We start from the raw sequence: 24,941 nt of genomic DNA, 5'->3' as shown, positions 1-24,941 counted from the left end.
TTATAACACCTTTTTATAAATTTGTCTAAAATATAATATAAATTAATATAATATGTAGTCCAATACTAATTTTAATAGGTGATGAGAATAACTTTAAGAAAATTTGCAAGACAGATAATGAGTAAGCTTCCGCTAAACTACATAAGGAACGGAAGCATCCTTGTCATTGGGCTATTGATATATGGCATTATCGGTTCCAGAATTATAATGGGCCTGGACTTTTTTAACTCATTGTATTACAGCATAATCACAATGGCCACTGTAGGATATGGGGATATCGTGCCTAAAACTTTCATTCAAAAGATATTTTCCATGACTCTTGCATTGGGCGGTGTTGGAATAATAACATACATGTTCAGCATAATTCTTGAAAACTTCTCAAAAAGAATGAGCGAATACTCAAAAGGGGCAAAAATGTATAAGAAAATCAAGAAAATGAGAGACTATTACATCCTCTGCGGATATGGTCGTGTGGGAAAGGTTGTTTTTGAAGAGCTTAAGCAAAGAAATCAGAATGTGATAATAATAGAAAAAGACATTCAGGCCACACAGGACATCGATCCTGACGATTCCACAGTAATCATAAATAGGGACGCAACTGAAGACTCCCTTCTAAGCCAGATAATCTTTGACAAGTGCAGAAGCATTATAGTCACAACCGGTAGCGATGTCACTAACCTGTTTATCGTATTGACAATCAGGGAACTTCAGCCAAACGCATGGGTCGTTTCAAGATGCAGCAAGACAGAAAACATAAAAAGGCTTTACAAGGCAGGGGCAAACAAAATCGTGTCTCCGGAAATAATAGGTGGAGCCGACCTTTACTTTGAAGCTGCAAAGCCCCATCTGATTAGGATAACCCTAAGACACAATGTAGAAGACATCACCCGTGAAATGAAAATGATAATAGACCACAAATGCACATTGGAAAACATTGACTATCATTTCCCAGGAATCAGAGCTCCTTTGACACGTAAGATTGGAGTGTTGACCCTTGAAGAGATTGAGGAGTTTGAAGAAAAGCTGAAAAACAATCCTCAAAAAAGAAGTTCACTGAAAAACCTTTATGATTCAGTTCATGAAATACATTCACACTGGATTTCCGGCTCAGACAAGGCCAATATCGACAGGCTGATCAAGGAGATTGAAAAGAAGGACAAAATCATTGGAATTGACCTTACCAATGAAGAAATAGCTGAAATCACATCAAAATATATCCATCATGATGATTAAAATTTAAAACTCATTTAATGGATTAAACTATTATATGGCTCAATAAATCTTTTAATTTTTAAATCATAAAACCAATTTGCATTATTTTATAAAAATAATCATTTAATATGCATTAAATTAAATAAATCTCATTGCATTGAGAAAAACACTGAAATTTTAAAATAAAAAAAAAGATAAGGGCAGAACCCTTAGAATAAGTCTTGTAAGTTGATTTTGTAAGCTCCTAAGTTTCCACCGAAGTTACCAGCGTCGATTTCTAAAACACCGTCAACGGTACAAGCAGCTTCAATACCTGCTTTCATAGCAGCACGTACGGATTCTTCGTCAGCACCGTCAATTACGATTTCAAATACACCGTGTGCATCTTCTCTGATGTTGGATTCCATACCTTTTTCTTTTAAGCTGATACACATTTTTTCGTTGGTGGATGCGTCTAAGAATTCGTAACTGTTACAACCTACTTTTGAACCGGAAGCAACCATACCTCCAGGGAATGGAGTAATTACTTTAGGTACAGCAGCAATAGCGTCTACAGCTACTTCAGCAGCTATTAAACCGGACATTTTACTGTCAGCAATAATGAAGAAGTTTCCTCCAGCTACACCGTCTTTGTATCCGAATTTGTCTTCTACTAAGAAGTCACCAGACATAATTGGGATAGCGTGCATTTTTCTACCAGCGATTTCTAAGGTTTCTTCATATCCGTCACCGAAGAATTTTAATTTGAAACCGGTTTTGAGTAAGTCATCCTCATCGTCAAGAAGGTTGAATACTGCAGTGGTTGGTGCGGTTAAAATACACATTCCTACTCTTTCAAGAAGTTCGTGGTCTAATTTCTTTTTAGAACCGTTACAGATCATGATAACGTAACCAGGTCTTCCGTCAGGAGTTTCGGTTGGAGGCATGTAACAATCAATACCTGCTTCAGCAGGACATCCGATTACAGAAGTTCCGTATCCAGTAGCTTCAGTAGCTGCAACTTTAGCTAATTTTTTAGTAGCTGCAGTAACGAGTAATCTTGTAACTTTAATTCCGAAAGCTTCTGCGTAATTATCTTTAATTTCTACACCGTTAATTTCCATTATTTCACCTTATCAAAAAAATTTTGATATAATGAAATTTATAGTAAAGAAATAAAATAAAGTTTTCTATTTATTTTTTTCATCATAGTCCTTATCGAAAACTTTACCATCTTCACCAATATCTTCAAATTCATCAGTTATTTCGTCAAATGTTTGATCTGCCTTCGGATTGAATGAAATCTTATCGAATACTGACTTACCATAATAAGGAACAATGCACATTCCTATAATGGTAACCATCCAGAAGGAAATTAGTCTTTCCACAACGGTAGCTGCAGCACTGATAGATGTTGAGATGCCTGCCATTGAATAGAATATGATCATGATTCCGTCAACTGCACCGATTCCACCTGGAAGTGCAGGAATCATACCTACCAATGAAGCCATGATGAATACTTCACCAATAATAATAGGACTTATATTGGCTCCAAATGCCAAGAATACAATGTACACACGAAGAATCTCAAAAATCCAAATAATGAATGACAATGGAAGTGCATATTTAGCTATATTGTTCTTATCAAGCATCAATTTCAAGGTATCCTGAAAACCAGCTATTGTTTCGAAAACTTTCTTTTCAAGAGCCTCTGAATTCTTCTTATAAAATCTTCTAAGCAATGATATAATGAAATTTGAAACCTTTTCACTAAACTTTTCATTTAATACCATGTAAATTAAAATTGCGAGAACGGCCACGATTGCAATTACTGCTATAATCATAGCTATAATCAACCAGGTAGCAATTTTAAAGTAGAATGTAGCGCCAATAATTGTCAAAATAGCTAATACAATAAACGGGAATGTATCTAAAGCCCTATCGGCCACAACTGTTGCAAATGTCTCTTCCATCGGATAATCTGAATCCCTAGCCAATATGTATGCCCTTACAGGTTCTCCCCCACCTCTTCCAGCAGGAGTAATATTGTTAAATGCAAGACCTACAAATGTCATTGGAAGCAAGTTTTTAATTGACACGTCAATATCTGCTACCTTATTAATAATATGCCATCTCAAAGCATACATATAACAGATAAAAATTTGCACTACAACGGCCAATAAAATTAAATACATGTCAGCCTTTTCCAATGCTGAAATAATGTTATCAATACCAACTATATAAAGCATTACCGCAAGGATAATCAAACTTATTCCTAAAAAAATTACAGATTTATGCTTCATTTTCATCTCTCCATATTAACATTATTACATATGTGTTATTAATATTTATATATTGATTTATCCAAATTATTAAAGTGATGCGATACATAAATAAAAACGACATTATTTCTATCTTAAGCTATTCCGGACAGATGATGGAAGTTATAGGAATAATGTGTTTATTACCTATAGTTTTTGAATTTATTTCATTGGAATTTAATGTTATGGGCTATGTTATCGCCGGACTTATTTCATTTACTTTTGGAATTCTTTTCGACAAGGGATTTTCGAAATATAGGAAACGCATGAGATTGAAACATGCTATGATCGTTTCCGCATTCATATGGATGTGGGCAAGTATTATTGGTGGAGTAGCTCTCTGTTTAGTTACAAATCTAGATTATCTGTCATGTGTTTTTGAAAATATGTCCGCATTGACTGGTACTGGAATAACAATGTTCCGAAATGTTGAATCATTGCCTTTATCAGTTCTATTTTTCAGATCATTCGAACAATGGATTGGAGGATTGGGAGTAATTATTCTGGTTATTGGAGTAATGACCCGACCAGGAACAGCTACTGCAAAATTATACCAATCCGAAGCTCGTGAAGAACGTTTGGAACCAAGTATAAAAAGTACTCTTAAAAAAACATTCCACATTTATTTGATTTATACAGTCGGTGGAATCATACTATATTTAATAGCAGGAATGCCTTTGTTCGATTCCATAAATGCCTCATTCACATCCATATCCACTGGAGGAATGTCAATAAAAAATGCAAACATGGGCTTTTACCACAACGACTGGATTTACCTTATCACAATCATCCTTATGATATTGGGAGCTACAAGTTTTACAGCCCATTATAGAATTATTAAAACACGTGGAATGTCACTCATTAAGGATTTGCAATTTCAAATCATGCTCATAATCGTTGCAATAGGATTTATCCTGATTACAACAATATATCATTTTATTCCAATAGAAACATTGTTTACTGTGGTATCAGCGATTACCACAACAGGAGCTTCTGTTGAACCTGATAAAATATTCAATGCTTGGCCGATATTTCCTTTAATCGTAATTATGACATTTATGCTCATTGGTGGTTCTAGCGGATCTACCGTAGGTTCAATTAAACTTTTACGTGTCATAATGTTCTTCAAAGGAGTTTATAAACACTTGAAGGAAATCATGTCCCCTGAAGGAAGGGTAATGGTAATAAAAATATCAAATCATATAATTCCAACAAAAGCAGTGACGGAAAGTGGAACCTACATTACTCTATTTATGGTATTCGTTCTTATCGGATGGGCTCTATTCTGTGCATTCGGATACGATCCGTTTAAAAGCCTATTTGGAATAGTCTCCCTCCAGGGTAACAACGGTTTGGAATTGGGAATTATCAATTTTGATTTGCATTGGTTTTTAAAGATAGTTTCAATATTCCACATGTGGATCGGAAGGCTGGAAATCTTTCCAGTACTGGTTTTATTAAAAACATGCTTCGAAGTACTTAAAATATAATGACAAATATTAGAAAGATTTAAAATGAATATTGTTCAAATAATATAAATATTTATTTAGAGGGATTATAATGTATGTTATTATAATGGGTGCTGGACGTGTTGGTCTTTCACTTGCAAATTTATTAATTGAAGATGGATATGATATAACCGTAATTGACAGTAACGAAGAATTATGCAGAAACGCCGCTGCAGAGTTAGATGCATTAGTAATATGTGGAAATGGAACTAATTCCAAGCTATTAGAGGAAGTCAATATTGATGAAGCGGATTTCTTCGTTGCAACAACCGGAAACGATGAAGCAAACCTTTTATCCTGTATTATTGTAAAAAAATATAACGTTCCAAACATTATTGCTAGAGTAAGTAACCCTGACAATGAAGAGGCATTCATTGAAGTGGGAATCGATAACGTAATAAGTCCTGAAAGAACTGCTTCAGGATTTTTAGAAAAGCTTATCAGCCGTCCTAATGTTGCAGATTTGATAACCCTTGGAGAAGGAAATGCAGAGATTTTAGATATGACTGTAACAAATGACAAGGTAATCGGTAAGAAAATATCTGAAATATCACCAACTAAAGACTATATTATAATAGCTACTTATCCTAATGGAGAATTGATGATACCTCAAAATGATACCGTCCTATCAAGAGGAGAAAAGATTTCAATTCTTGTAAAACAGGGAGCATTTAAAAAAGTAGGTAAAAAGTTCGAAAAATAAAGTTAAATCGAATTAATATAATTGTAAGAAGCATTGATATGAGCCTTACCATTTCCCTCAACAATAGGCCCATGACCTGGAAGAATATTTTCAACATCTAATTCTTTCAATCTTCCAACGGACTTTTTCATGTCTTCATAGCTGCCCCCTATATCCATTCTACCGATTCCCCCATGAGCAAAAATTGTATCTCCACTTATGAGGGTTTTGCCATCCCATAAGCAGATTCCTCCTGCAGAATGACCTGGAGTATCAATTACTTCAAAAGTACTAATTTTATCTCCTTCCTTTAAGAAAATATCAACATCACAACGTTCAATATCATGGCCAAATAATCTTGAACAGGTATTTTCATCATCTTTCATAATGGAACGACCATCAATATCTCCAATAGCCACTTTCGCATTAGGAAAATCTTTATTGCCTCCAACATGATCATAATGGCAATGAGTATTGACAATCATTTTAATATCATCCACTTCAATACCATATTCCTTAAGTTTTGAGTATAAATAATCAGTATGTTGTCCTGTACCTGTATCAACCAATATTTCCTTATCAATTACAAAGTAATTAGAATCTTCAGATGCGCTAGGAATGCAAATAACATTATCAATAATCATAAAATAAGTTATAAAAAAAGTAGTATATAAAAAGTGGGGTCACAGGGATTTGAACCCCGATCCTGGGATTTCTCTTGTCTCAGTACTCCAATTGTTCATCACAACGGATACTGTTCAGTTACGCGTATTTTCATCAAAGACAACTGGAGTCCCAGATGATGCCTGGTTACACTATAACCCCACATGATTAACAAATGAAAAGCCAAGAGAGAGATTTGAACTCCCGTGTAATTGGTCTGCAGCCAACCGCTTCGCCTCTAAGCTATCTTGGCATCTTGATATTATATTAATTAAACATCATATATAAATATTGCTATTATGCGAAATAGCTCCAATTAATCAAATTTAACTTGTTTGTCAATTCCAGTAATTTCATCAATTTCTAAAGCTTTTTCAAGAGCAAAGTTTTTCTCAATTTTATAATTGTTCTTTTTGGTTCTTTCTACATCCTTGGGTTCTAAAAACAACCATTTGGTATACTTGAATTTTACACCAATATAACATTTAGCTCCAAATTTCTCAGAAAATTCATGCAGATCATCAATTTGAGGATAATCAATATATATCTTATCTTTTGTAGTAGTTTTAACTTCAATGGCCAGATAAATCTTACCGTTTCCAGCAATAACATCAGGCAATGGCCTTTTAGTAGCTCCTCCTGATGCTGGAGCCCTCATAGCTGCAAAATCTCTTTCCCATAATTTATGCACTAAATCTCTTTCTTCAGCTGAACCTTTTTTTGCCAAATTAACACCATTATTATGTTTATAAAATAATATATTAAATAATTCTGTTAGAGCATTTGAAAAGTAATAATTTAAAAAAAGTTTATAAATGGGGCCGGGGCCGAGATTTGAACCCGAGTCACAGGATCCACAGTCCCGTAGGATGACCGCCTACCCTACCCCGGCATAATAAATGATATAAAACTAAAAAAAATAATGTTAATGCGGGAGCAGGGATTTGAACCCTGGTAGACCTGCGTCAACAGGTCCTAAGCCTGTCCCCTTTGGCCTCTCGGGCACCCCCGCTTACGAAAGAAAGGATACATAGAAACCATTAAAAATCTTAACAAAATTTTTTAAATGCTCCGGCCGGGATTCGAACCCGAGTCTTCGGCTCGAAAGGCCGAAATGATTGGCCGGACTACACCACCGGAGCATATGTACAAACAAAATGAAATTTTAAAATGGGCCCAATGGGGTTCGAACCCATGGCCTTCCGGTTATGAGCCGGACGCTCTACCTGGCTAAGCTATGGGCCCAAAAAGCGCCATCGACAGGGCTCGAACCTGTGACCAATCGGTTAACAGCCGAACGCTCTACCTACTGAGCTACGATGGCATAAGATACCCAATTCTTAACCAAATAAATAACCCATGTTTAAAATTCAAAGACTTCAAACAGTAATAAATAATCTATAACTAATACTATATAAAGCTTTTGATTTTATAATTATCATATATTTCGTGCCATGTAACATGACAACATCTATTAATAGATTAGAACAAACTAATATATAACTTTAACTATTTAAACGGGAAAAAACAAAATTAAATTATTGATTGATATGAATTTAGAACTATTTGATTTAATAAAAGATGCCAATAATATTACATTAAAAAACCATGGAAATACCGTGAGTTTGGAAAGGGCCGTCTTTCTCTCCTGGTGGTGTGATAAGGGAGATTGTGCTTTTTGTTATATGAGCACTCAAAAAAATAAAATAAAAGATCCTGCAAAAGCTAGAAGAAAAGTGCCTAACATATATGCTGAAGCAGAAATGTGCAGAAGATTACACTGGAATATTGAATTTCTTTCAGGAGGATATGAATCCTTTACAACACCAGAGATAAAAGAGATAGCTACAACCATAAAAAATATTATGGGAGAAGGAGTTTGGTTAAATACTGGAATAACAGAAGAATTAAATGAATATGGTAATGAGATAAAAGGAATTACCGGTGCTGTTGAAGTAGCTAACCAAAAACTTCATAAAGAAATTTGCCCATCCAAAAGTCTTGAAGACATAAGCAACATGTTAGAAGTGGCGGGAGATTTGGGTTTTAAAAAGGCAATCACCATAATATTAGGGCTTGGAGAAACATTGGAAGATTTGGAATACCTTATAGACTACATAAAAACATACAAAATTGACAGAGTGATTTTTTATTCTTTAAATCCCCATAAAGAGACAATTTATGCTGAAAGTTCACAGCCTGCCTCCCTTTACTATGCGGAAGTTGTAGCGAGAATCAGAGTTGAATTCCCATCTCTGGAAATCATTTGTGGAACCTGGATTGACAATTTAGCCAATATCGGGATTCTTATTTTAAGTGGAGCTACAGGAATTACAAAGTTCCCGTTATTTAAAATGTTTGGGACAAAGTATGGAAAGCGTGTAGAGGAAGAAGTAAAGGCAGCAGGGCGTCAGTTAAAAGGAACATTTACTGACAAGGCCATGCTAGGACCTGAAAAAAGTAACATTAACCCAGAATGGGATAAATTTATAAAAAGATATGTAAAAGAGTCCCTTAAAAACAAGTATTAAAAAGAGACCTCTAATGAATTTGAGCTTATTGTAAATGTATCTGTAGTAATTGAAAATGTTAGACTAGCAGAACCAATAACAAACGGGTTGGATATGGTTGCATCTTCTCCAAAGTCCGCCTTAATTAAGTCAATAGAAGGTAAAACAAATGGAAAACTAAATTCAACTTTACTATGAGCTTTTATTTCTCCAAATTCATGCACCATTTCTTGAGAAAATCCTTTTACTTTTTCCAAATGAAAATCTGAATCGTTAACAACAATCCATTTTATTTCTATTTTATCACCTTCGCCAAAGGATTTTGGTGCTTCCTGATAAAATTTAATTTTAGATTTTGGCATTTAAAAATCTCCCTTTAAGAAATATTTATTAATAAATTTATATAAATAAATAACATAATATTAAAATTTATTTATTATATAATTTTCTAAAATTATTGGAGGAATTATTATTAGTGTAAATATGAAATGTGGGCTTGAAATCCACGTACAATTAGAAACAGAGTCCAAATTATTTTGTGATTGTCCAACAAATTATCAAGAGGCTCCTGAAAACTCAAATATTTGTCCAGTATGTTTAAACCAACCTGGTGCAAAGCCTCATCCAACTAATGAAAAAGCTTTAGAAAATGCATTGATGATAGCTTTAATGCTCAACTGTAAAATTGATAAAGGATTCACTTATTTCATGAGAAAACATTATGACTATCCGGATTTGCCTTCAGGATACCAAAGAACTTCAGTACCAATCGGATATGAAGGAGAATTGAATGGAGTTAGAATTAGAGAAATTCACGTAGAAGAAGATCCTGGTCAATACAAACCAGATAGAGGTATCGTGAACTTTAACCGTTCTGGAATTCCTTTGGTGGAAATCGTAACCGAACCTGACATAAAGTCTCCTGAAGAAGCAAGAAGCTTTTTAAATGAATTGATTCGTGTTCTTCAATACAGTGGAGGAGCACGTGGTGAAGGTACAATGAGAGCAGACGTAAACATTTCTATTGAAGGTGGAAACAGAGTAGAAATGAAAAACGTAAACTCAATTAAAGGTGCTTACAGAGCTTTGAAATTTGAACTTGTGAGGCAAAAAAACCTTATGAAAAGAGGAGCTGAAATTAAACAAGAAACCCGTGCATACCTTGAATCTCAAATGATAACAGTGGGAATGAGATTAAAAGAAGATGCTGACGATTACAGATTTATTCCTGACCCTGATTTACCTCCAATGGAAATATCACAAGAAAAAATTGATGAAATTCTTGAAACAATGCCTGAAGCTCCACACAACAAGGTGAAAAGGTTTGTTGAAGAATATAATGTTGATGAAGAAACTGCAAAGGTATTGACTTCCGAATTGGATTTGGCTATAGCTTATGAAGAAGTGGCAAAACAAGTCGACTCAAAATTTGCCGCTAAATGGATGAGAGACGAACTTAAAAGAGTTTTATCATACAATAAGTTATCATTTGGTGAAAGTGGAATTACCGTAGACCAATTGGTAGAATTCTTAAACCTTTTATTGAATAAAGAAATCACTACAAAAGCAGGGCAAAGAGTTATTGAACAAATGCCTAACAATGACAAATCACCAAAAGCTATTGCTGAAGAATTAGGATTGATTGGTGTGGCTGGAGACGATGAAGTATTATCAGCTGTAAAAGAAGCAATAGAACAAAATCCAAAAGCTGTGAATGACTATCTTGAAGGCCAGGAAGCTTCTTTAAACTTCCTTGTAGGTCAAGTAATGAGAATAACTCGTGGAAAAGCTGATCCTGGAGAAACTGTAAAATTATTAAAAGAAAACATTCAATAGGTGAGGGGTAAAAATGGCTAAAAAGAAATCTTTTGTAAAAGATTATATGACAAAAAATGTTATAAGCGTAAGCCCTTCCACCCCTACTGAAGAAGTAATTCGAATAATGAAAGAAAGTAATCATAACAGTTATCCAGTGGTTAATGAAGATGAAAGATTGGTTGGTATTGTAACTTCCTTCGATATTCTACTTAAAGATTGGGCTGATGAAGTAAAAGATTTAATGACAACTGATCTTGTAGTTGCAAATGAAGAGCTAAGCATTAATGATGCTTCAAGAGTGATGTTCAGAAGAGGAATATCAAGAATGCCTGTCATCAATAGAGAAGGCAGACTTGTTGGAATTATCACAAATACGGATATGGTACGTTCCCACATTGAAAGATCAACTCCAAATAAAGTAGAATACTTTAAAAATACTTTAGAACAATTATATGGAATCAAAACCACTTTAAAACATATGAAAGTGGAAACAGAGAAGCTTAGACCAACACAAGATAGAGTTTATGCTGATGAGTTAGAAGGCAGAATCTATGAACTTAAAAGAGGACTGGCTGAACCTGCAATTGTCGTTAAAACTGGGGACAGATGGATTCTTGTAGACGGACATCATAGATCTGTAGCTTCAAAAGAGTTAGGATGTAAAGAAGTAGATTCATATGTTATTGATTTGGGTCGGGACATCCGTTTAGGAATGGAAAGAACTGCTGATGAAGCTGGAATCAAGACTTTTGAAGATATTGAAATTATTGATGACGACCAACATCCATTAATAGCTCTTACTGAAACTATTAAAGACCAACAAAACAAAGAGGATTAAAATGTCAGATGAAGTAATAAGAGCAGTTTATGAAGTGCTTGAATCAAGAAGAGACAATCCTATTGACTCTTACACCTCCAATATTATGCAAGACAGCGACAAAAAAGCTGAGGATAAAATTCTTGAAAAAATAGCCGAAGAAACTGGAGAAGTATTAATAGCTACCAAAAACAAAGAAAATTTAGTTTACGAATCCGTAGACCTGTTGTTTTTCACATTACTCAATTGTGTTTATCAGGGAATTACAATTGAAGAAATCTTTGAAGAGTTTGAAAGAAGAAGAAAATAGCTATTTTTCTTTTTCTAAAACATACTCCATATTAAACATTCCTCTTTTTAAAAATTCCTTTTTATTGAAAACTTCAAATCCTATTTTTTCATAAAGTCTTTTGGCTCCTTCGTTTCTAAAATCCGCGTCAAGAGTGACTCTTTTGAAATTGTTTTTTCGTGCATATTCTATTACCGTGTCCAGGACTTTTTTTCCAATTCCTTTTCCACGACATTCACTTGAAATTGCCAAGTCAGCTACATGCAAATCATCCTTTTCAACATCACATAAAACAAAGTAATCCAAAATATCAATAGCTAGCAATTTAAAAGAAGTAAATTTAGAAAGTGAATGAATAAATGAAGGTTTTTTACGAATCCAGAAGACAATAATTCCAATTATTTTTCCCCCATCCAAAATCACATAGAAATCCTCAGAACCACCTTTAAAAAGACTTTTGGAAATGTCTTTAATGGCCAAGTCCTTGTTTTTATAAAGCTGATTGAATGTCCTGAAGTCCACGTCATAAAGCAGGGAAGCCACTTTTTCAACCGAATGTCCTTGAGGGTCAAACTTTTCAAATTTCATAAAAAACTCTTTATTATTGTAAGTGCAAAAATTGCCGCTCCAAAACCGTTGTCAATGTTGACTACAGAGATTCCAGGAGCGCAGGACTGAAGCATTGAATTTAAAGCAACAAAGCCTCCCTCCCCAACACCATATCCCACAGAAGTTGGAACAGCTATGATTGGAATGTCCACAAGGCCTGCAATTACAGTTGGAAGTGCCCCTTCCATACCAGCACACACTATCAAAACCTTTACATCCTCCTTAATCATGTCCGCAATGACTGGAAACAGCCTATGAATTCCTGCAACCCCAACATCATATGCGGTAATCGCTGCACATCCACCTTCCTCAACGATGACTTTGGCCTCCTCACCAACTTCAATATCGGAAGTTCCAGCAGTTATGATTCCAATGTTTGCCAATGGTTTTGATGTTTTAGGTTCTATTCTTAAAATAAGGATTCGTGCTTGCTTGTTATAATCGAAAACCACGCCCTCATCCATCAGATATCTCAAATCTTCCCTTAACCTATTGAATCTTTCTTCAGAAAGCCTAGTTACAATGAGATTCTCTTTAGAATTTTTAAAATAATTTTCAATGATTGTCAGCAAATCATCATAGGACTTGCTTTCAGCATAAACCGCTTCTGGAAAACCTGTTCTGTTAGTTCTTGAAGTGTCAAAATTAGCAACCCCCTCAAATTCCAAAACATTGTCTGCCTTAAGAAGTTTTTCACATTCCTCAAGTGAAATTTCATTATTTTTAAATTCTTCTAAAATCTTTCTCATAGATTAATAGTTTGGATTGTATTAAATATAAATATAGCTAAAATTAATTATTCTATAATGGCAAGTCAAAAATTATTAGTTGAAGGAATTGTACAGGGAGTGGGTTTTAGACCTTTTGTCTATAGACTAGCTAAAGATATGGGCATCAATGGAAATGTTCGTAATTTAGGAAATATCGTTGAAATAAATATCGATTCTAATTTTGACCAATTTAAAGAACGTTTGGTGAATGAACTTCCTCCAATAGCTAGCATAAACTCCATAAAATCTGAAGAAATTCCTGACCAAAACTTTAGTGACTTTACAATCCTTGAAAGTGATGACTATTCAGACGGAGTATCTGTCATACCTCCTGATGTGAGTATTTGCGATAAATGTTTAGAGGAGATTAGAGACCCAAACAATCGCCGCTACAAATATCCATTTAATGCCTGTACGGATTGCGGTCCTCGTTTTACTGTAATCGACTCCGTACCCTATGATAGAATCAACACTTCAATGAATGAGTTTCCCCTTTGTGATGACTGCCTTGAAGAGTATAAAGAACCTATGGACAGGCGCTATCACGGTGAAGCGATTTGCTGTGAAGAATGCGGACCTGAAATGATGCTTTATAGCAACTCCAAACTGGTCAACACTGATGATCCCATCAAAGAAGCAGCCAAACAATTGGGTAAAGGAAAAATAATAGCAATAAAAGGAATTGGTGGAACACATCTGGTTGTAGATGCATATAACAAAAAAGCAATACAAACCTTAAGGGATAGGTTAAATAGGCCAAATCAGGCCTTTGCAGTTATGAGTAAAGACCTTGAAACAGTCGAGGATTATACAATACTGTCTGAAAATGAAAAGAAAACATTGAAATCCCGTGAAAGACCAATTGTGGTTGTTAAAGCTAATAAAGACTATCCGTTTCCAGAAAATCTTACTGGAGGACTTCATACTATTGGCGTTATGCTCCCATATTCCCCAATGCACTACCTGTTGTTTGATGAAAGTGAAAGCGACACTTTGGTCATGACTTCTGCCAATATCCCAGGAGAACCAATGATGATTGATTCCGATGAGATTATAAACTTGGAAATTGCAGATTACAGCTTGGTTCACAATAGGGAAATCCTAAACCGTTGTGACGATTCTGTCGTAAGATTCAGGAACGATGAATTGTCCTTCATCAGAAGATCAAGAGGATATACCCCAACACCTGTAGAAATATCCGACAATTATGATATTAATGATTATGACGTCCTTTCATTAGGTCCTGAACTTGACGTTACCTTTTCAATAGCTACAAAGAACCTTGTTTATCCTTCACAGCATATTGGAAACACCAACAAATTCAAGACATTGGAATTCTTAAAAACAGCCATCACTCATTTGGAAAACATTTTGAAAATCAATGATTATGATGTTATTGCATGTGATCTCCACCCTAACTTCTTTACAACAAAATTGGCTAAGGAATATAGTGATAAATATGATGCCCAGCTACTGCAGGTTCAGCATCACTATGCACATGCAGTAAGTCTAATGAATGACAATAAATGCCCTGAAGCAGTTGTGATTGCTGCTGATGGTGTTGGATATGGTGACGACAATACCAGTTGGGGCGGAGAAATCCTATACAGCAACGTTGAGAGCTATAAAAGGCTAGCAAGTCTTGAGGCCCATAAAATGCCTGGAGGAGATCAGGCTACAAAATATCCTGCACGTATGCTTGCAAGTATACTTTCAACACAGTATTCAAATGAAGAATTGGAGCGTATTTTAAAAGAAAACTATTCACACCTATTTAAATACGGTGAAAAAGAAGTTGAAATGGTTCTAAAACAAATTGATGCTAATTTGAATGTCGGTTTAAGTTCAAGTACCGGACGTGTGCTTGATTCCGTTGCAGTAGCTTTAGACATATGTGGTGAGAGAACCTATGAAGGAGAATGTTCCATGAAACTTGAAAGTGCAGCATATAAATCCTCCAATCCTATAGCTATTGACTTTGAAATAAAAGATAATAAACTGATTACTTCAAAAATCCTAAAAGATGTTGTTGAAAATTATATTAATGGAGAAAATAAAAAAGACATTGCTGCAGGAGCACAAATCGCTGTTGCAAAAGGATTAAGTGAATTGGCAATTGAAAATGCGGGAAATGTAGATACAATAGGTGCAACCGGAGGAGTATTCTACAATGAATCCATTAGTAAGACCTGTAAGGAATATATAACTAAAAATGGATTTAATTTTATACAACATAAAAATAGCTGTAGTGGAGACGGATCAGTTTCCGTTGGGCAGGCCATTGTAGCGAAAGTTAAAAAATAATAAAAAATAATGAAAAATAGAATTTTATCTATTTTTCAAGGTTCTTTCAAGAATATATTCAGCTCTTTCTTTAAGATTTGAATATAATCTTATCTGATTTTTAAGTTCTTCTATAGCTTCTAATTGTCCATTATCTATCTTTTTCTCAATCTCGAGCAGTTTTGACCATTCATCTCCAGATGGTAATTGTGGAGTTAACAGAAGATCTTCAGGAATATTGGCTTCAAAACCTATTTTGTTGATTGTTACATTAATTGTTACATCATGTTCCAAGTCATAATATTTCCTTGGCCTTCCCCTCATGATTTTTTTGTAAGAGGAATTTAAGATTCCCATTTCCTCCATTGCCCTTAGGTGTGCAATAATTGCTTTTTGACCAATGTTTAATTCGCTGGATATTTCACTTACGAACATCGGTTCATCCTTTAAAAGATTAATTATATCCCTACGTGTTTTGCACCCCATTACATCAAAGATATCTTCAATATCAATATCTTCTATATCTGGATTGATGTTTCTATTAACTTCAATACCGCCTTTTGAATGTGAAATAGTATTAACAGATTTATCAGAAGATTTTTTATTTTTGCTAATATCTTTCATAATATACATTATTATATCGAAAGGTTTATATAACCTTTGGTTACTATAATATAATATACGAGAAACCTAACCTTTGGTTACTTTAATATTTGGTTGAAACAAAATCATCTAAAAATAGTCGTTGTTCGAACCATTTTCCTATATGTCCATAAATTCCCCAAATCCAAAAAATTAAAGTAACCAACAATACATTCTCAATTACAACGATTATTAGATGATTTAAAAATAATATTTATCGAATAATAAAAAACTTTTGTAGGTGACCAAATGGCTAGTGATAAAGAAGAAAAAATTGAAGAAGAAGAAAAAGATCTTCAGGATGACGACACAACAAAAGAAGAAAGTTCTGAAAATGATGAAGTGACTAAACTAAAAGAAGAAATAGAAACTCTCAAGGAAGAACTCGCATCCCAAGAAGAAAAGACTAACGAATACATATCATACAGCCAAAGACTTCAGGCAGACTTTGAAAACTTCAAAAAAATAAATGAAAAGCAAAAGCAGGAAGTTATCAAGTATGCCAATGAAAATCTAATTAAAAATATATTAGATAGCTATGAAGACTTAGGAAGAGCTTTGGAAAATTCATCAAATTATGATGAGTTAAAAGAAGGAATCGAATTAATAAATAACAAGCTACATGACGCTCTTAAAAAAGAGGGCCTCGAAGAAATTCCTACAAAAGGAGAAAAATTCGATCCGTTTAAGCATGAAGCTCTTATGGCTGAAGCAAATGATGACGTTGAAAACGGATACATCATTGAAGAGCTAATGAAAGGTTATACTCTTAAAGATAAAGTTATTAAATATTCAAAAGTGAAAGTTTGTAAAAAATAAATAGGTGATAGAATGGCAGATTCAAAAAAAGAAAAAATTATAGGTATTGATTTAGGAACAAGTAACTCAGCAGCATCCGTACTCGTAGGAGGAAAACCTACCGTAATCCCATCAGCAGAAGGAGCAAGCCAATATGGTAAAGCATTCCCAAGTTATGTGGCATTTACTGACGACGGACAAATGCTCGTAGGAGAACCTGCAAGAAGACAAGCAGTTACCAACCCTGAAAACACAATTAGTGCAATCAAAAGATTAATGGGAACAAACCAAAAAGTAAAAGCAAATGGAAAAGAATATTCCCCACAAGAAATTTCCGCATTCATCTTACAAAAAATTAAAAAAGATGCAGAAGCATTTTTAGGAGAACCAATTGAAAAGGCTGTTATTACCGTACCAGCATACTTTGACGATAACCAAAGAACTGCAACCAAAGATGCAGGAACCATTGCAGGATTAGATGTAGTAAGACTCGTAAACGAACCAACAGCAGCAAGTCTTGCATATGGTATTGACAAACAAGATGACGATGACCTAAACATCATGGTATACGATTTAGGTGGAGGAACATTAGACGTAACCATTATGGAATTCGGTGGAGGAGTATTTGAAGTAAAAGCTACCAGCGGAGATACCCAACTTGGTGGAACCGATATGGATAATGCAATTCTCAACTATTTAGCTTCCGAATTTGAAAAAGAAAATGGCATTAACCTTATGGATAACGATCAAGCTGTACAAAGATTAAGAGAAGCAGCAGAAAAAGCAAAAATCGAATTGTCCACAGTGCTAACCACTGAAGTAAACTTACCATTTATCGCAATGGGAACTGACGGATCCCCTAAAAACTTAATCATCACACTTACCAGAGCTAAATTAGAAGAATTAGTAGATGACATCGTTAAAAAATCCGGAAGTCCAATGCAACAAGCATTAGATGATGCTAAAATGAGCAAAAATGACATTGACAAAATCATTCTCGTTGGTGGACCTACAAGAATGCCAATCGTACAAAAATACGTTGAAAACTTCATAGGAAAACCAATCGAAAGAGGAATTGACCCAATGGAATGTGTATCTATGGGTGCATCCATCCAAGGAGGAGTATTAGCAGGAGAAATCAAAGACTTAGTTCTTTTAGATGTAACTCCATTATCCTTAGGTATTGAAACCCTTGGTGGAGTATCAACCACATTAATTGAAAGAAACACCACAATTCCAACTAAGAAAAGTCAAATCTTCTCAACTGCAGCAGACAACCAACCTTCCGTAGACATCAATGTGTTACAAGGTGAAAGGCCAATGGCTGCAGACAACACTAGTCTTGGAAGATTCCAATTAGTAGGTATCCCACCAGCACCAAGAGGAGTTCCTCAAATTGAAGTAACCTTCGATATTGATGCAAACGGTATTATTAATGTATCTGCTAAAGATAAAGGAACTGGAAAAGAACAAGCAATCACAATCACTTCTTCAACCAAATTATCCGATGAAGAAATTGAACAAAAAGTAAAAGAAGCAGAAATGAACGCTGAAGCTGACAAAGCTAAACAAGAAGAAATTCAAGTTAGAAACGATGCAGATTCAATGATCTATACTGCTGAAAAAACATTAGACGAATTGAAAGACCAAGTTAGTGATGATGACAGAACTAACATTGAAGGTCTTGTAAAAGATTTAAGAGAAGTTGTAGCTGGAGATGACATTGCTCAAATCAAAGAAAAAACAGAAGCTTTAACTAAAGCTGTACAAGAAATTGGTGCAAAAATCTACCAACAAGCAGAAGCAGCTCAACAACAAGCAGCAGGTCAAGACCCTAATGCTGGAGCTGAACAAGCACCAAATGACAACGATGACGATACAATCGATGCAGACTACAAAGTAAAAGACGAATAAGTGAAAATTGTTTAAGAAACGTTTTATTCCCATAGGTTAAATAATCAGAATCAACAAAAACAACTAACAGGAATAAAATGTTTAAAACAATTTTTTATTTTTTTATTTTAATACTATTTTTATAAGGTGGCTAAATGGCAGAAAAGCGAGATTATTATGATGTCCTTGGAGTTGACAAAGGGGCAGATGAAAAAGAAATTAAGAAAGCATATCGTAAACTAGCTATGAAATACCATCCTGATGTTAGTGAAGAAGAAGATGCATCTGAAAAATTCAAAGAAATAAGTGAAGCTTATGCTGTCTTATCAGATTCAGACAAACGTCAAAGATATGATCAATTTGGTCACGCAGGCATGGATGGATTCAATGTTGAAGATTTCTATCAAAACGTAAACTTTGATGACCTATTCCAAGGAATGGGTTTTGATATAGGAAATATATTTGAAATGTTTGGTTTTGGAGGCGGAGGACGTCGCGGTGGATTTTCACGCCAGCCAGCAGGTCCTGAAAAAGGTTCAGACATATATACCGAAACACAGATAACCCTTAAGGAAGCTTTTGAAGGCTGTGAAAAGGAAATCAAAATCAGACAGGAACAACTCTGTCCTACATGTAACGGTTCTAGATCAAGACCTGGAGTAGAACCTGAAGTTTGTAAGGCATGTGATGGTACAGGACAGGTTAAAGAAGTTAGAAACTCTATTTTAGGACAGATGATTAACTTCAGACCATGTAGAGAGTGTGGAGGAACTGGAAAAATAATTACAGACCCATGTCCTGATTGTAGAGGAAAAGGAAAAACTCGTGAAACAAAAACAATAACCATTGATATTCCTGCAGGTGTAAGCGAAGGAGATCGCCTGAGAGTAGGTGGAGAAGGTAACTGTGGAGATGCTCCTGGATTAAGCGGAGATTTGATTGTTAGCATCCATATAAAACAGGATAAAAACTTTACTAGAGATGGCAAAGACCTGCATTACACTAAACACATCAGTTTTCCACAAGCAACTCTTGGTGACGACATAACAATACCAACAATCGAAGGCAAGGAATTGGAATTTGAAATTCCAGCAGGAACACAAAGTGAAACCGTATTTAAACTTAGAGGCCAAGGTATGCCTGCTTTAAGAGGAGGAAACCGTGGAAATCTATATGTCAAGGTTGTTGTTGTAATTCCTAGCAAAATAAATAGCAAACAGAGAAAGCTTCTCGAAGAATTCGCCGAAGTAAGTGGCGATGAAATCAAAAAACCTAAAAAGGGATTCTTCGATAAAGTGAAGGATGCCATTGAAAACTAAAGCTATTTTTAAACAGGGGATAAATATCCTCTTTATTTTCTAATTTTATAAATATTTGATATAGATATTATCAAACTTTTTTTATAAACTTCCCCATATGTCAAATATATTAACAGATATGATTAAAATTTAAGTATTTAACAAGAAAACATTTAATTTAATTGACTGTTTTTTAAAGAAAAATAGATGGAAACCAATGTGAATTTTAGGATTATTTTAAAAAAAGAAATGATAGAGAAATGAATCTCTATTTTAAAAATTTTATTTTTAAGCGGTTGCTTTTGTAACTTTCACATTTCCAGTTGCTTTAGCTCCGCCATCAACACTTACAGTGATTTTATAGTCTCCTTGAGCTAAGTTGATAGGCAAACTAGCAATACCATTAGCATCAGTTACTTTGGTATAAGTTACTGTTTTTATGGTTTTTCCAGTTATTGTAAAGCTCACCTTTGCTCCGGACAATGGATTACCTTGGCCATCCACAAGTTTAGCTGTGAAACTAGCAGGTTTGTTAACCGCCTTGGTTAAGTCTTCTGCAGTCAAAGTAGGCAATACATCAACTGTATTAGTAGTTGACACTTCACCATAATTTGCAGCAATAGTGTAAGATCCAGCAGCCAAATTAATAGGCAATGTAGCAATACCATTAGCATCAGTTACAATATTATACTTAAGATTGTTGAAAGAAGCACCATTTAAGATTACAGTCACTGTTTTTCCTGATGCAGCATTTCCATCCTCATCTAAAAGTTTAACAGAGTATTGTGTTCCGTTTTTATAGTATTTCACTACATTTTCTGCAACCAAATTGTATTGTTTTGCTAAAACATTTACAGTTGTTGTAATTGCTTCAGAACCATATTTAGCAGTAACAGTGTACTGACCTACAGCCAAATTGATTGGTAAGCTTGCTATACCATTTTGATCAGTGACTCTGTCATATTTAAGGTCTTTGAAAGCTTTACAATTAAGAGTCAAGGTTACTTTTTCACCAGCAACAGGATTGCCATTAGCATCAGTTAAGGAAACCTCATAGCTTGTTCCGTTTTTGACAAACATTACTATATCTTCTGCTTCTAATGAGTAGGTCATAGGTAAAACAGTTACATTGTTTCCAATAACTTCAGAATCGTTAGTAAATGCTTCAATAGAATATTCTCCTGGCGCCAAATTAATTGGTAAAGTAGCAACACCCTTTTCATCAGTTAGCCTATCATATTTAAGATCTTTAAATGTAGGACCGTTAATAACAATAGTTACCTTCTTGTTAGAAATTGGATTGCCACGTACATCAACTACCTCAACAGAGTATTGTGTTGCGTTTTTATAGTATTTCACTACATTTTCTGCAGATAAAATATCATTAAATGCTGGTGTATTGTTTACAACAACTCCTGTAATGTTATTTACGGAATCATCACCAAATAATTCATTAGCCAACAAATAATTGTCTTTAACAGTTGAAGGATTATCATCAGATTTTAAAACGTTTACAGTATAATCACCAGTTGTTGAGATATTGTTTCTCAAAATTTCCGCATTTACGGAGTTATCCATCAACAATATTCCTTGGTTGGTAGCTCCAAACATGTCCATAGTTGTAGCATTAGTTTTTCCAGTACCGTTTGAGATTATTGAGTTGTCAACAATTGAAATTTCCGGAGTGGAAGTTGCAATACCCATGGTATATTCACCGTTTGCAACAACATTATTGTTTGAAACTGTTTCTTTGGTACCAATTAACTCAAAACCATATGATGTTTTACCGTCAACAGAGATATTGTTATTTTTGTACTCTGATTCCAAATCACTTCCCCATGAAGAGGAATAGATACCATATGCACATTCTTTGGCAGTTACATCAACGATGTTATCATTTACAATACCTTTAAATGGATTTTCAACAGTAATACCTGATGCATAGTTATTGTTATTGACTACAGTTAAATTGTTAGAACATATTTTAAAGTTTTCACCAGCAGATGCTTTTAAACCATAAGCATAGTTTGTTCCATTAACAAAGATTTCGTTGTTTTGAATTGTTACATCATCACCAGCAACTTTAAGTCCATAAATTGAATCATATGCTCCTACAGCATTAGATACTGATATGTTAAGTTTGTTACCGTCAAATAGAACATCATTAGCATCAGAGATTATTCCTGCAGAATTGGAAGTCCAATCACAGGAAGGAATAGATGCATTGATCTCATTTCCAATTATTTGAGCTGAATCAATATCCTTAGTTATGAAAATACCGGCATTGCATGAAGCTATGGTATCTCCAACAGTTGGAGTTCCCAATCCTTTTCCTTCCAAATTGATCTTATTATCCTTAACAATAGGAGTTGCTTCACTTCCACCAACCACAATACCCATGGTATAGTTACCTTTTGCATCGATTTCATTGTTAGCAATAGTTTCCTCTTTACCCATTGCCTCTAATGCATAAACTGAGTTTGCTTTAGAGACAATCTTATTATTATCATAATTAGCTTCCACATCACCCCAGCTTGTAATACCATATGCAACATCCTTAGCAGTTGAAGTAATGTTGTTATTTGAGATTACGCCACTGAATGAACCTGAACCCATAGTGGAGACATCAATACCGTTGGAATAATAATTCGGATTGTTTACAGTAATATTGTTGCCGTCTACGGTTATGTCATCACCATCAACCTGAAGTCCGTATGCATAGTAGACACCATTTACAGCAAGATCATTATTTTCAAATGTTACTCCATCAGCCTTGATTTTTACACCAAATACAGAATCCCAATTGCCTTTACGATTAGATACAGATACATTAATTTTATTGTTACTAAACAAACAATCATCAGCAGTTACATAAATCGCTTCGGATTCGGTTCCCCATGCGCAAGATGGAATAATTGCAGTTATATTATTTCCGGAAACTGTTGTTTCGTCAATTGAACCTGCAATATACATGCCCACATTCATTGAAGGAATCATATCCCCTTTAGTTGCATTTCCCAATCCAGTACCGTTGATGAAAATGTTGTTGTTTAAGATCTTAACTTCGCCTTCATATAAAAAGACAGCTATTCCTAATGTATAATTACCTGTTGCATTTATCTCATTATTGATAATAGTTGCATCATAACCCATTATTTCCATTCCATAAACGGAATTTGAGTTTAAAATAAATTTATTGCCATCATATACTGAAGTAATATCCCCTTCAAAATATTCGTTAACTCCATATGCGACATTTTTTGTGGTAACATTTACAATGTTTTTAGAAATAACACCTTTGAATGGATCATTTATGGAAATACCGTTTCCACAGTAATTGCTGCTTAAAATAGTTATGTTATTTTCAGTCAAGTTTACATCATCCCCATTAGCGGAAATACCGTAAACATAAGTGTTTCCATTTAGTTTTATTGAATTTTTGGAAACGACATTCTTGTCCCCATTTATGAGAATTGAATATAAGCTATCGTATGAACCTAAAACACAACTGTATTTTGCAGTAATTTCATTATCAGAAATAATATTGTTATCACCAGTTACTTGAATAACATAAGCAGCATAAGTTGCTTTATAATCCGGTGCTGGACCATATACAGTTGCAGAAGAAGGTATTTCTGCGTTGATTTTATTACCTACAATTTGCGCAGCAGTTACATCCTCTAAGTCAATAACACCATTAATTGTACTAGCAGTATTGGTTCCTTTCATATTAATTTCATTATTTTTAATTGTTAAGTTGGAAACTTCACTAGCTTTAATTACTATATTATTTTTACCCTGAGATAAAGAAGAGGTGAAAACATTGTTTACAATGGTTACATTGCTTGCATAAATTTCTATGGCATTTTCAAGAGATGTATTAAAAATAAAACCATCTATAATAGCACCTTCAGCAACATTAATAGAAATATTATTCAATGTTGCTTTATTGGAAACTAATTGAACAGGACGATCAATTTTAATGACATTACTTGAAATGTTTGAAAATTCACCCTCAAAAATTATCTTATCTGCAGTTACCTCAGATTTCAATGTACCGTCAGTTTCAAAATAATCATTGAAAGTTGAATTTGTTACAGTTACATTTGTTTCTACACCACTCTTTACTAGAGTATTTCCAGATGTACCTTCCACAATGGAGACAGATCCTACTGATAAATCTTCACTAGAAAGAGTTAAATTTTGATTAATATCATCTGTTGCTGATATTGTACTTATGGAAACTAAAAATAAGCAAAATATAGCAAAGAAAATAAAAAAACTATATTTTTTAATAGTTACTCCCCCATACTAAATAGTCAATATTTATTAAATAAAAATAATTTAAACTTGACTATTAATATATTATTAATTAATATGATATAAATTTTATTAATTCTAAAATAAACTTTAAAAAAAAGAAGAAATGAGAATTTGAAATTCCCAAATTATTTTTTAACTGTAACTGTGTTTGAAACTGTTACTCCACTGTATGTTGCAGATAAAGTGTAGGTGCCTACAGCCAAACCAATAGGCAAACTAGCAACACCATTACCATCAGTCACCTTAGTATAAGACGCAGACTTAACCTTAAACACAACAGAAACACCAGACAAAGCCTTACCACTACCATCAGTCACCCTAACAGAATAAGAAGAACCATCCTTATAAGTCATCACCACATTATTTCCAGTTAAAACTGGCTTGGAACTAATGGAAGCTCCCTCTTTTTGAACAGTGACAGTGTTTGAAACAGAAACTCCATTGTAAGTCGCACTTAAAGTGTAGGTACCGACAGCCAAACCAATAGGCAAACTAGCAACACCATTACCATCAGTCACCTTAGTAT

At 34.4% G+C, this 24,941-nt stretch carries 21 protein-coding genes and 7 tRNA genes; 11 read left to right on the top strand and 17 right to left on the bottom strand.

Annotated features, from left to right (window positions below; genetic code table 11):
* The first annotated feature begins 81 nt into the window (after positions 1–81).
* The gene (locus Q4P18_RS00835; RefSeq protein WP_303334506.1) at positions 82–1,233 is read left to right on the top strand and encodes an NAD-binding protein; all 1,152 of its coding nucleotides are present in this window, start codon (positions 82–84) and stop codon (positions 1,231–1,233) included.
* A 188-nt stretch (positions 1,234–1,421) separates the two neighbouring features.
* Here the strand turns inward: Q4P18_RS00835 and fhcD are convergent, their stop codons facing one another.
* Positions 1,422–2,315, bottom strand: coding sequence for a formylmethanofuran--tetrahydromethanopterin N-formyltransferase (gene fhcD / locus Q4P18_RS00830; RefSeq protein ID WP_303334504.1), 894 nt, complete (start codon positions 2,313–2,315; stop codon positions 1,422–1,424).
* A 66-nt stretch (positions 2,316–2,381) separates the two neighbouring features.
* On the bottom strand, positions 2,382–3,494 hold the full coding sequence (locus Q4P18_RS00825; RefSeq protein ID WP_303334502.1) for a UPF0104 family protein: 1,113 nt from the start codon (positions 3,492–3,494) through the stop codon (positions 2,382–2,384).
* Between the two features lie 77 nt (positions 3,495–3,571).
* On the opposite strand from Q4P18_RS00825, the gene Q4P18_RS00820 reads away from it, so the two are divergent.
* Together Q4P18_RS00820 and Q4P18_RS00815 are read left to right on the top strand one after the other, a co-directional pair.
* Positions 3,572–5,002, top strand: coding sequence for a TrkH family potassium uptake protein (locus Q4P18_RS00820; protein ID WP_303334500.1), 1,431 nt, complete (start codon positions 3,572–3,574; stop codon positions 5,000–5,002).
* Positions 5,003–5,072: 70 nt separating this feature from the next.
* Complete coding sequence (locus Q4P18_RS00815; protein WP_303334498.1) at positions 5,073–5,723, top strand: TrkA family potassium uptake protein; 651 nt, start codon at positions 5,073–5,075, stop codon at positions 5,721–5,723.
* Between the two features lie 2 nt (positions 5,724–5,725).
* Here Q4P18_RS00815 and Q4P18_RS00810 read toward each other — a convergent pair whose 3' ends face one another.
* The 9 genes from Q4P18_RS00810 to Q4P18_RS00770 all read right to left on the bottom strand — a co-directional run bounded on the left by Q4P18_RS00810 (position 5,726) and on the right by Q4P18_RS00770 (position 7,689).
* Positions 5,726–6,346, bottom strand: a complete 621-nt coding sequence (locus Q4P18_RS00810) for an MBL fold metallo-hydrolase (protein ID WP_303334496.1) — start codon at positions 6,344–6,346, stop codon at positions 5,726–5,728.
* A 34-nt stretch (positions 6,347–6,380) separates the two neighbouring features.
* Positions 6,381–6,527: transfer RNA gene (locus Q4P18_RS00805), tRNA-Trp, on the bottom strand.
* 19 nt (positions 6,528–6,546) lie between these two features.
* Positions 6,547–6,618, bottom strand: a tRNA-Cys gene (locus Q4P18_RS00800).
* A 63-nt stretch (positions 6,619–6,681) separates the two neighbouring features.
* Complete coding sequence (hjc, locus tag Q4P18_RS00795) at positions 6,682–7,092, bottom strand: Holliday junction resolvase Hjc (RefSeq protein WP_303334493.1); 411 nt, start codon at positions 7,090–7,092, stop codon at positions 6,682–6,684.
* A gap of 89 nt (positions 7,093–7,181) precedes the next feature.
* Positions 7,182–7,257 (bottom strand) — tRNA-His (locus tag Q4P18_RS00790).
* A gap of 37 nt (positions 7,258–7,294) precedes the next feature.
* Positions 7,295–7,377 (bottom strand) — tRNA-Leu (locus tag Q4P18_RS00785).
* 55 nt (positions 7,378–7,432) lie between these two features.
* A tRNA-Glu gene (locus Q4P18_RS00780) sits at positions 7,433–7,507 on the bottom strand.
* Between the two features lie 29 nt (positions 7,508–7,536).
* Positions 7,537–7,610, bottom strand: a tRNA-Ile gene (locus Q4P18_RS00775).
* Between the two features lie 6 nt (positions 7,611–7,616).
* Positions 7,617–7,689: transfer RNA gene (locus Q4P18_RS00770), tRNA-Asn, on the bottom strand.
* Between the two features lie 217 nt (positions 7,690–7,906).
* Between Q4P18_RS00770 and Q4P18_RS00765 the strand changes: the two genes are divergently transcribed.
* The gene (locus tag Q4P18_RS00765) at positions 7,907–8,896 is read left to right on the top strand and encodes a radical SAM protein (RefSeq protein ID WP_303334491.1); all 990 of its coding nucleotides are present in this window, start codon (positions 7,907–7,909) and stop codon (positions 8,894–8,896) included.
* Here Q4P18_RS00765 and Q4P18_RS00760 read toward each other — a convergent pair.
* Entirely contained in the window at positions 8,893–9,237 is a 345-nt protein-coding gene (locus tag Q4P18_RS00760) for a hypothetical protein (protein ID WP_303334489.1), read from the bottom strand. The two genes, Q4P18_RS00765 and Q4P18_RS00760, sit on opposite strands and share 4 nt — an antisense overlap.
* A gap of 121 nt (positions 9,238–9,358) precedes the next feature.
* Between Q4P18_RS00760 and gatB the strand changes: the two genes are divergently transcribed.
* Genes gatB through hisE form a run of 3 tightly spaced genes read left to right on the top strand, consistent with a single transcriptional unit; the run spans position 9,359 to position 11,820 of the window.
* On the top strand, positions 9,359–10,711 hold the full coding sequence (gene gatB / locus Q4P18_RS00755) for an Asp-tRNA(Asn)/Glu-tRNA(Gln) amidotransferase subunit GatB (protein WP_303334487.1): 1,353 nt from the start codon (positions 9,359–9,361) through the stop codon (positions 10,709–10,711).
* Positions 10,712–10,724: 13 nt separating this feature from the next.
* Positions 10,725–11,531 (top strand): CBS domain-containing protein, encoded by an 807-nt coding sequence (locus tag Q4P18_RS00750; RefSeq protein WP_303334485.1) that lies wholly within the window; start codon positions 10,725–10,727, stop codon positions 11,529–11,531.
* Position 11,532: 1 nt separating this feature from the next.
* Complete coding sequence (gene hisE, locus Q4P18_RS00745) at positions 11,533–11,820, top strand: phosphoribosyl-ATP diphosphatase (protein ID WP_303334482.1); 288 nt, start codon at positions 11,533–11,535, stop codon at positions 11,818–11,820.
* On the opposite strand, the gene Q4P18_RS00740 is transcribed toward hisE, so the two are convergent.
* Positions 11,821–12,387 carry an N-acetyltransferase gene (locus Q4P18_RS00740; RefSeq protein ID WP_303334480.1) on the bottom strand — a complete coding sequence of 189 codons (567 nt, stop codon included), beginning with the start codon at positions 12,385–12,387 and terminating at the stop codon, positions 11,821–11,823.
* Positions 12,384–13,157 carry a nickel pincer cofactor biosynthesis protein LarB gene (gene larB / locus Q4P18_RS00735; RefSeq protein ID WP_303334478.1) on the bottom strand — a complete coding sequence of 258 codons (774 nt, stop codon included), beginning with the start codon at positions 13,155–13,157 and terminating at the stop codon, positions 12,384–12,386. Before larB ends, Q4P18_RS00740 begins: the two co-directional genes overlap by 4 nt.
* A 57-nt stretch (positions 13,158–13,214) precedes the next feature.
* On the opposite strand from larB, the gene hypF reads away from it, so the two are divergent.
* Positions 13,215–15,482 carry a carbamoyltransferase HypF gene (gene hypF / locus Q4P18_RS00730; RefSeq protein ID WP_303334476.1) on the top strand — a complete coding sequence of 756 codons (2,268 nt, stop codon included), beginning with the start codon at positions 13,215–13,217 and terminating at the stop codon, positions 15,480–15,482.
* A gap of 24 nt (positions 15,483–15,506) precedes the next feature.
* Here the strand turns inward: hypF and Q4P18_RS00725 are convergent, their stop codons facing one another.
* Positions 15,507–16,085 (bottom strand): ArsR family transcriptional regulator, encoded by a 579-nt coding sequence (locus Q4P18_RS00725; RefSeq protein WP_303334473.1) that lies wholly within the window; start codon positions 16,083–16,085, stop codon positions 15,507–15,509.
* Positions 16,086–16,352: 267 nt separating this feature from the next.
* On the opposite strand from Q4P18_RS00725, the gene Q4P18_RS00720 reads away from it, so the two are divergent.
* From Q4P18_RS00720 to dnaJ, 3 genes are all read left to right on the top strand, one after another.
* A complete protein-coding gene (locus tag Q4P18_RS00720; protein ID WP_303334471.1) occupies positions 16,353–16,922 on the top strand; it encodes a nucleotide exchange factor GrpE in 570 nt (189 codons plus the stop codon).
* A 12-nt stretch (positions 16,923–16,934) separates the two neighbouring features.
* On the top strand, positions 16,935–18,815 hold the full coding sequence (dnaK, locus tag Q4P18_RS00715; RefSeq protein WP_303334470.1) for a molecular chaperone DnaK: 1,881 nt from the start codon (positions 16,935–16,937) through the stop codon (positions 18,813–18,815).
* 134 nt (positions 18,816–18,949) lie between these two features.
* Entirely contained in the window at positions 18,950–20,113 is a 1,164-nt protein-coding gene (gene dnaJ, locus Q4P18_RS00710) for a molecular chaperone DnaJ (RefSeq protein ID WP_303334468.1), read from the top strand.
* Positions 20,114–20,380: 267 nt separating this feature from the next.
* Here dnaJ and Q4P18_RS00705 read toward each other — a convergent pair whose 3' ends face one another.
* A complete protein-coding gene (locus Q4P18_RS00705) occupies positions 20,381–24,247 on the bottom strand; it encodes an Ig-like domain-containing protein (RefSeq protein ID WP_303334466.1) in 3,867 nt (1,288 codons plus the stop codon).
* Between the two features lie 293 nt (positions 24,248–24,540).
* A partial coding sequence (locus Q4P18_RS00700) for a hypothetical protein (protein ID WP_303334464.1) occupies positions 24,541–24,941 on the bottom strand: 401 nt, incomplete at its 5' end.

The organism is Methanobrevibacter sp. (assembly GCF_030539665.1).
Taxonomy (GTDB): domain Archaea; phylum Methanobacteriota; class Methanobacteria; order Methanobacteriales; family Methanobacteriaceae; genus Methanocatella.
The sequence above is the reverse complement of the archived record's forward strand: the minus strand, read 5'-3'. Positions and strand labels throughout refer to the sequence as shown.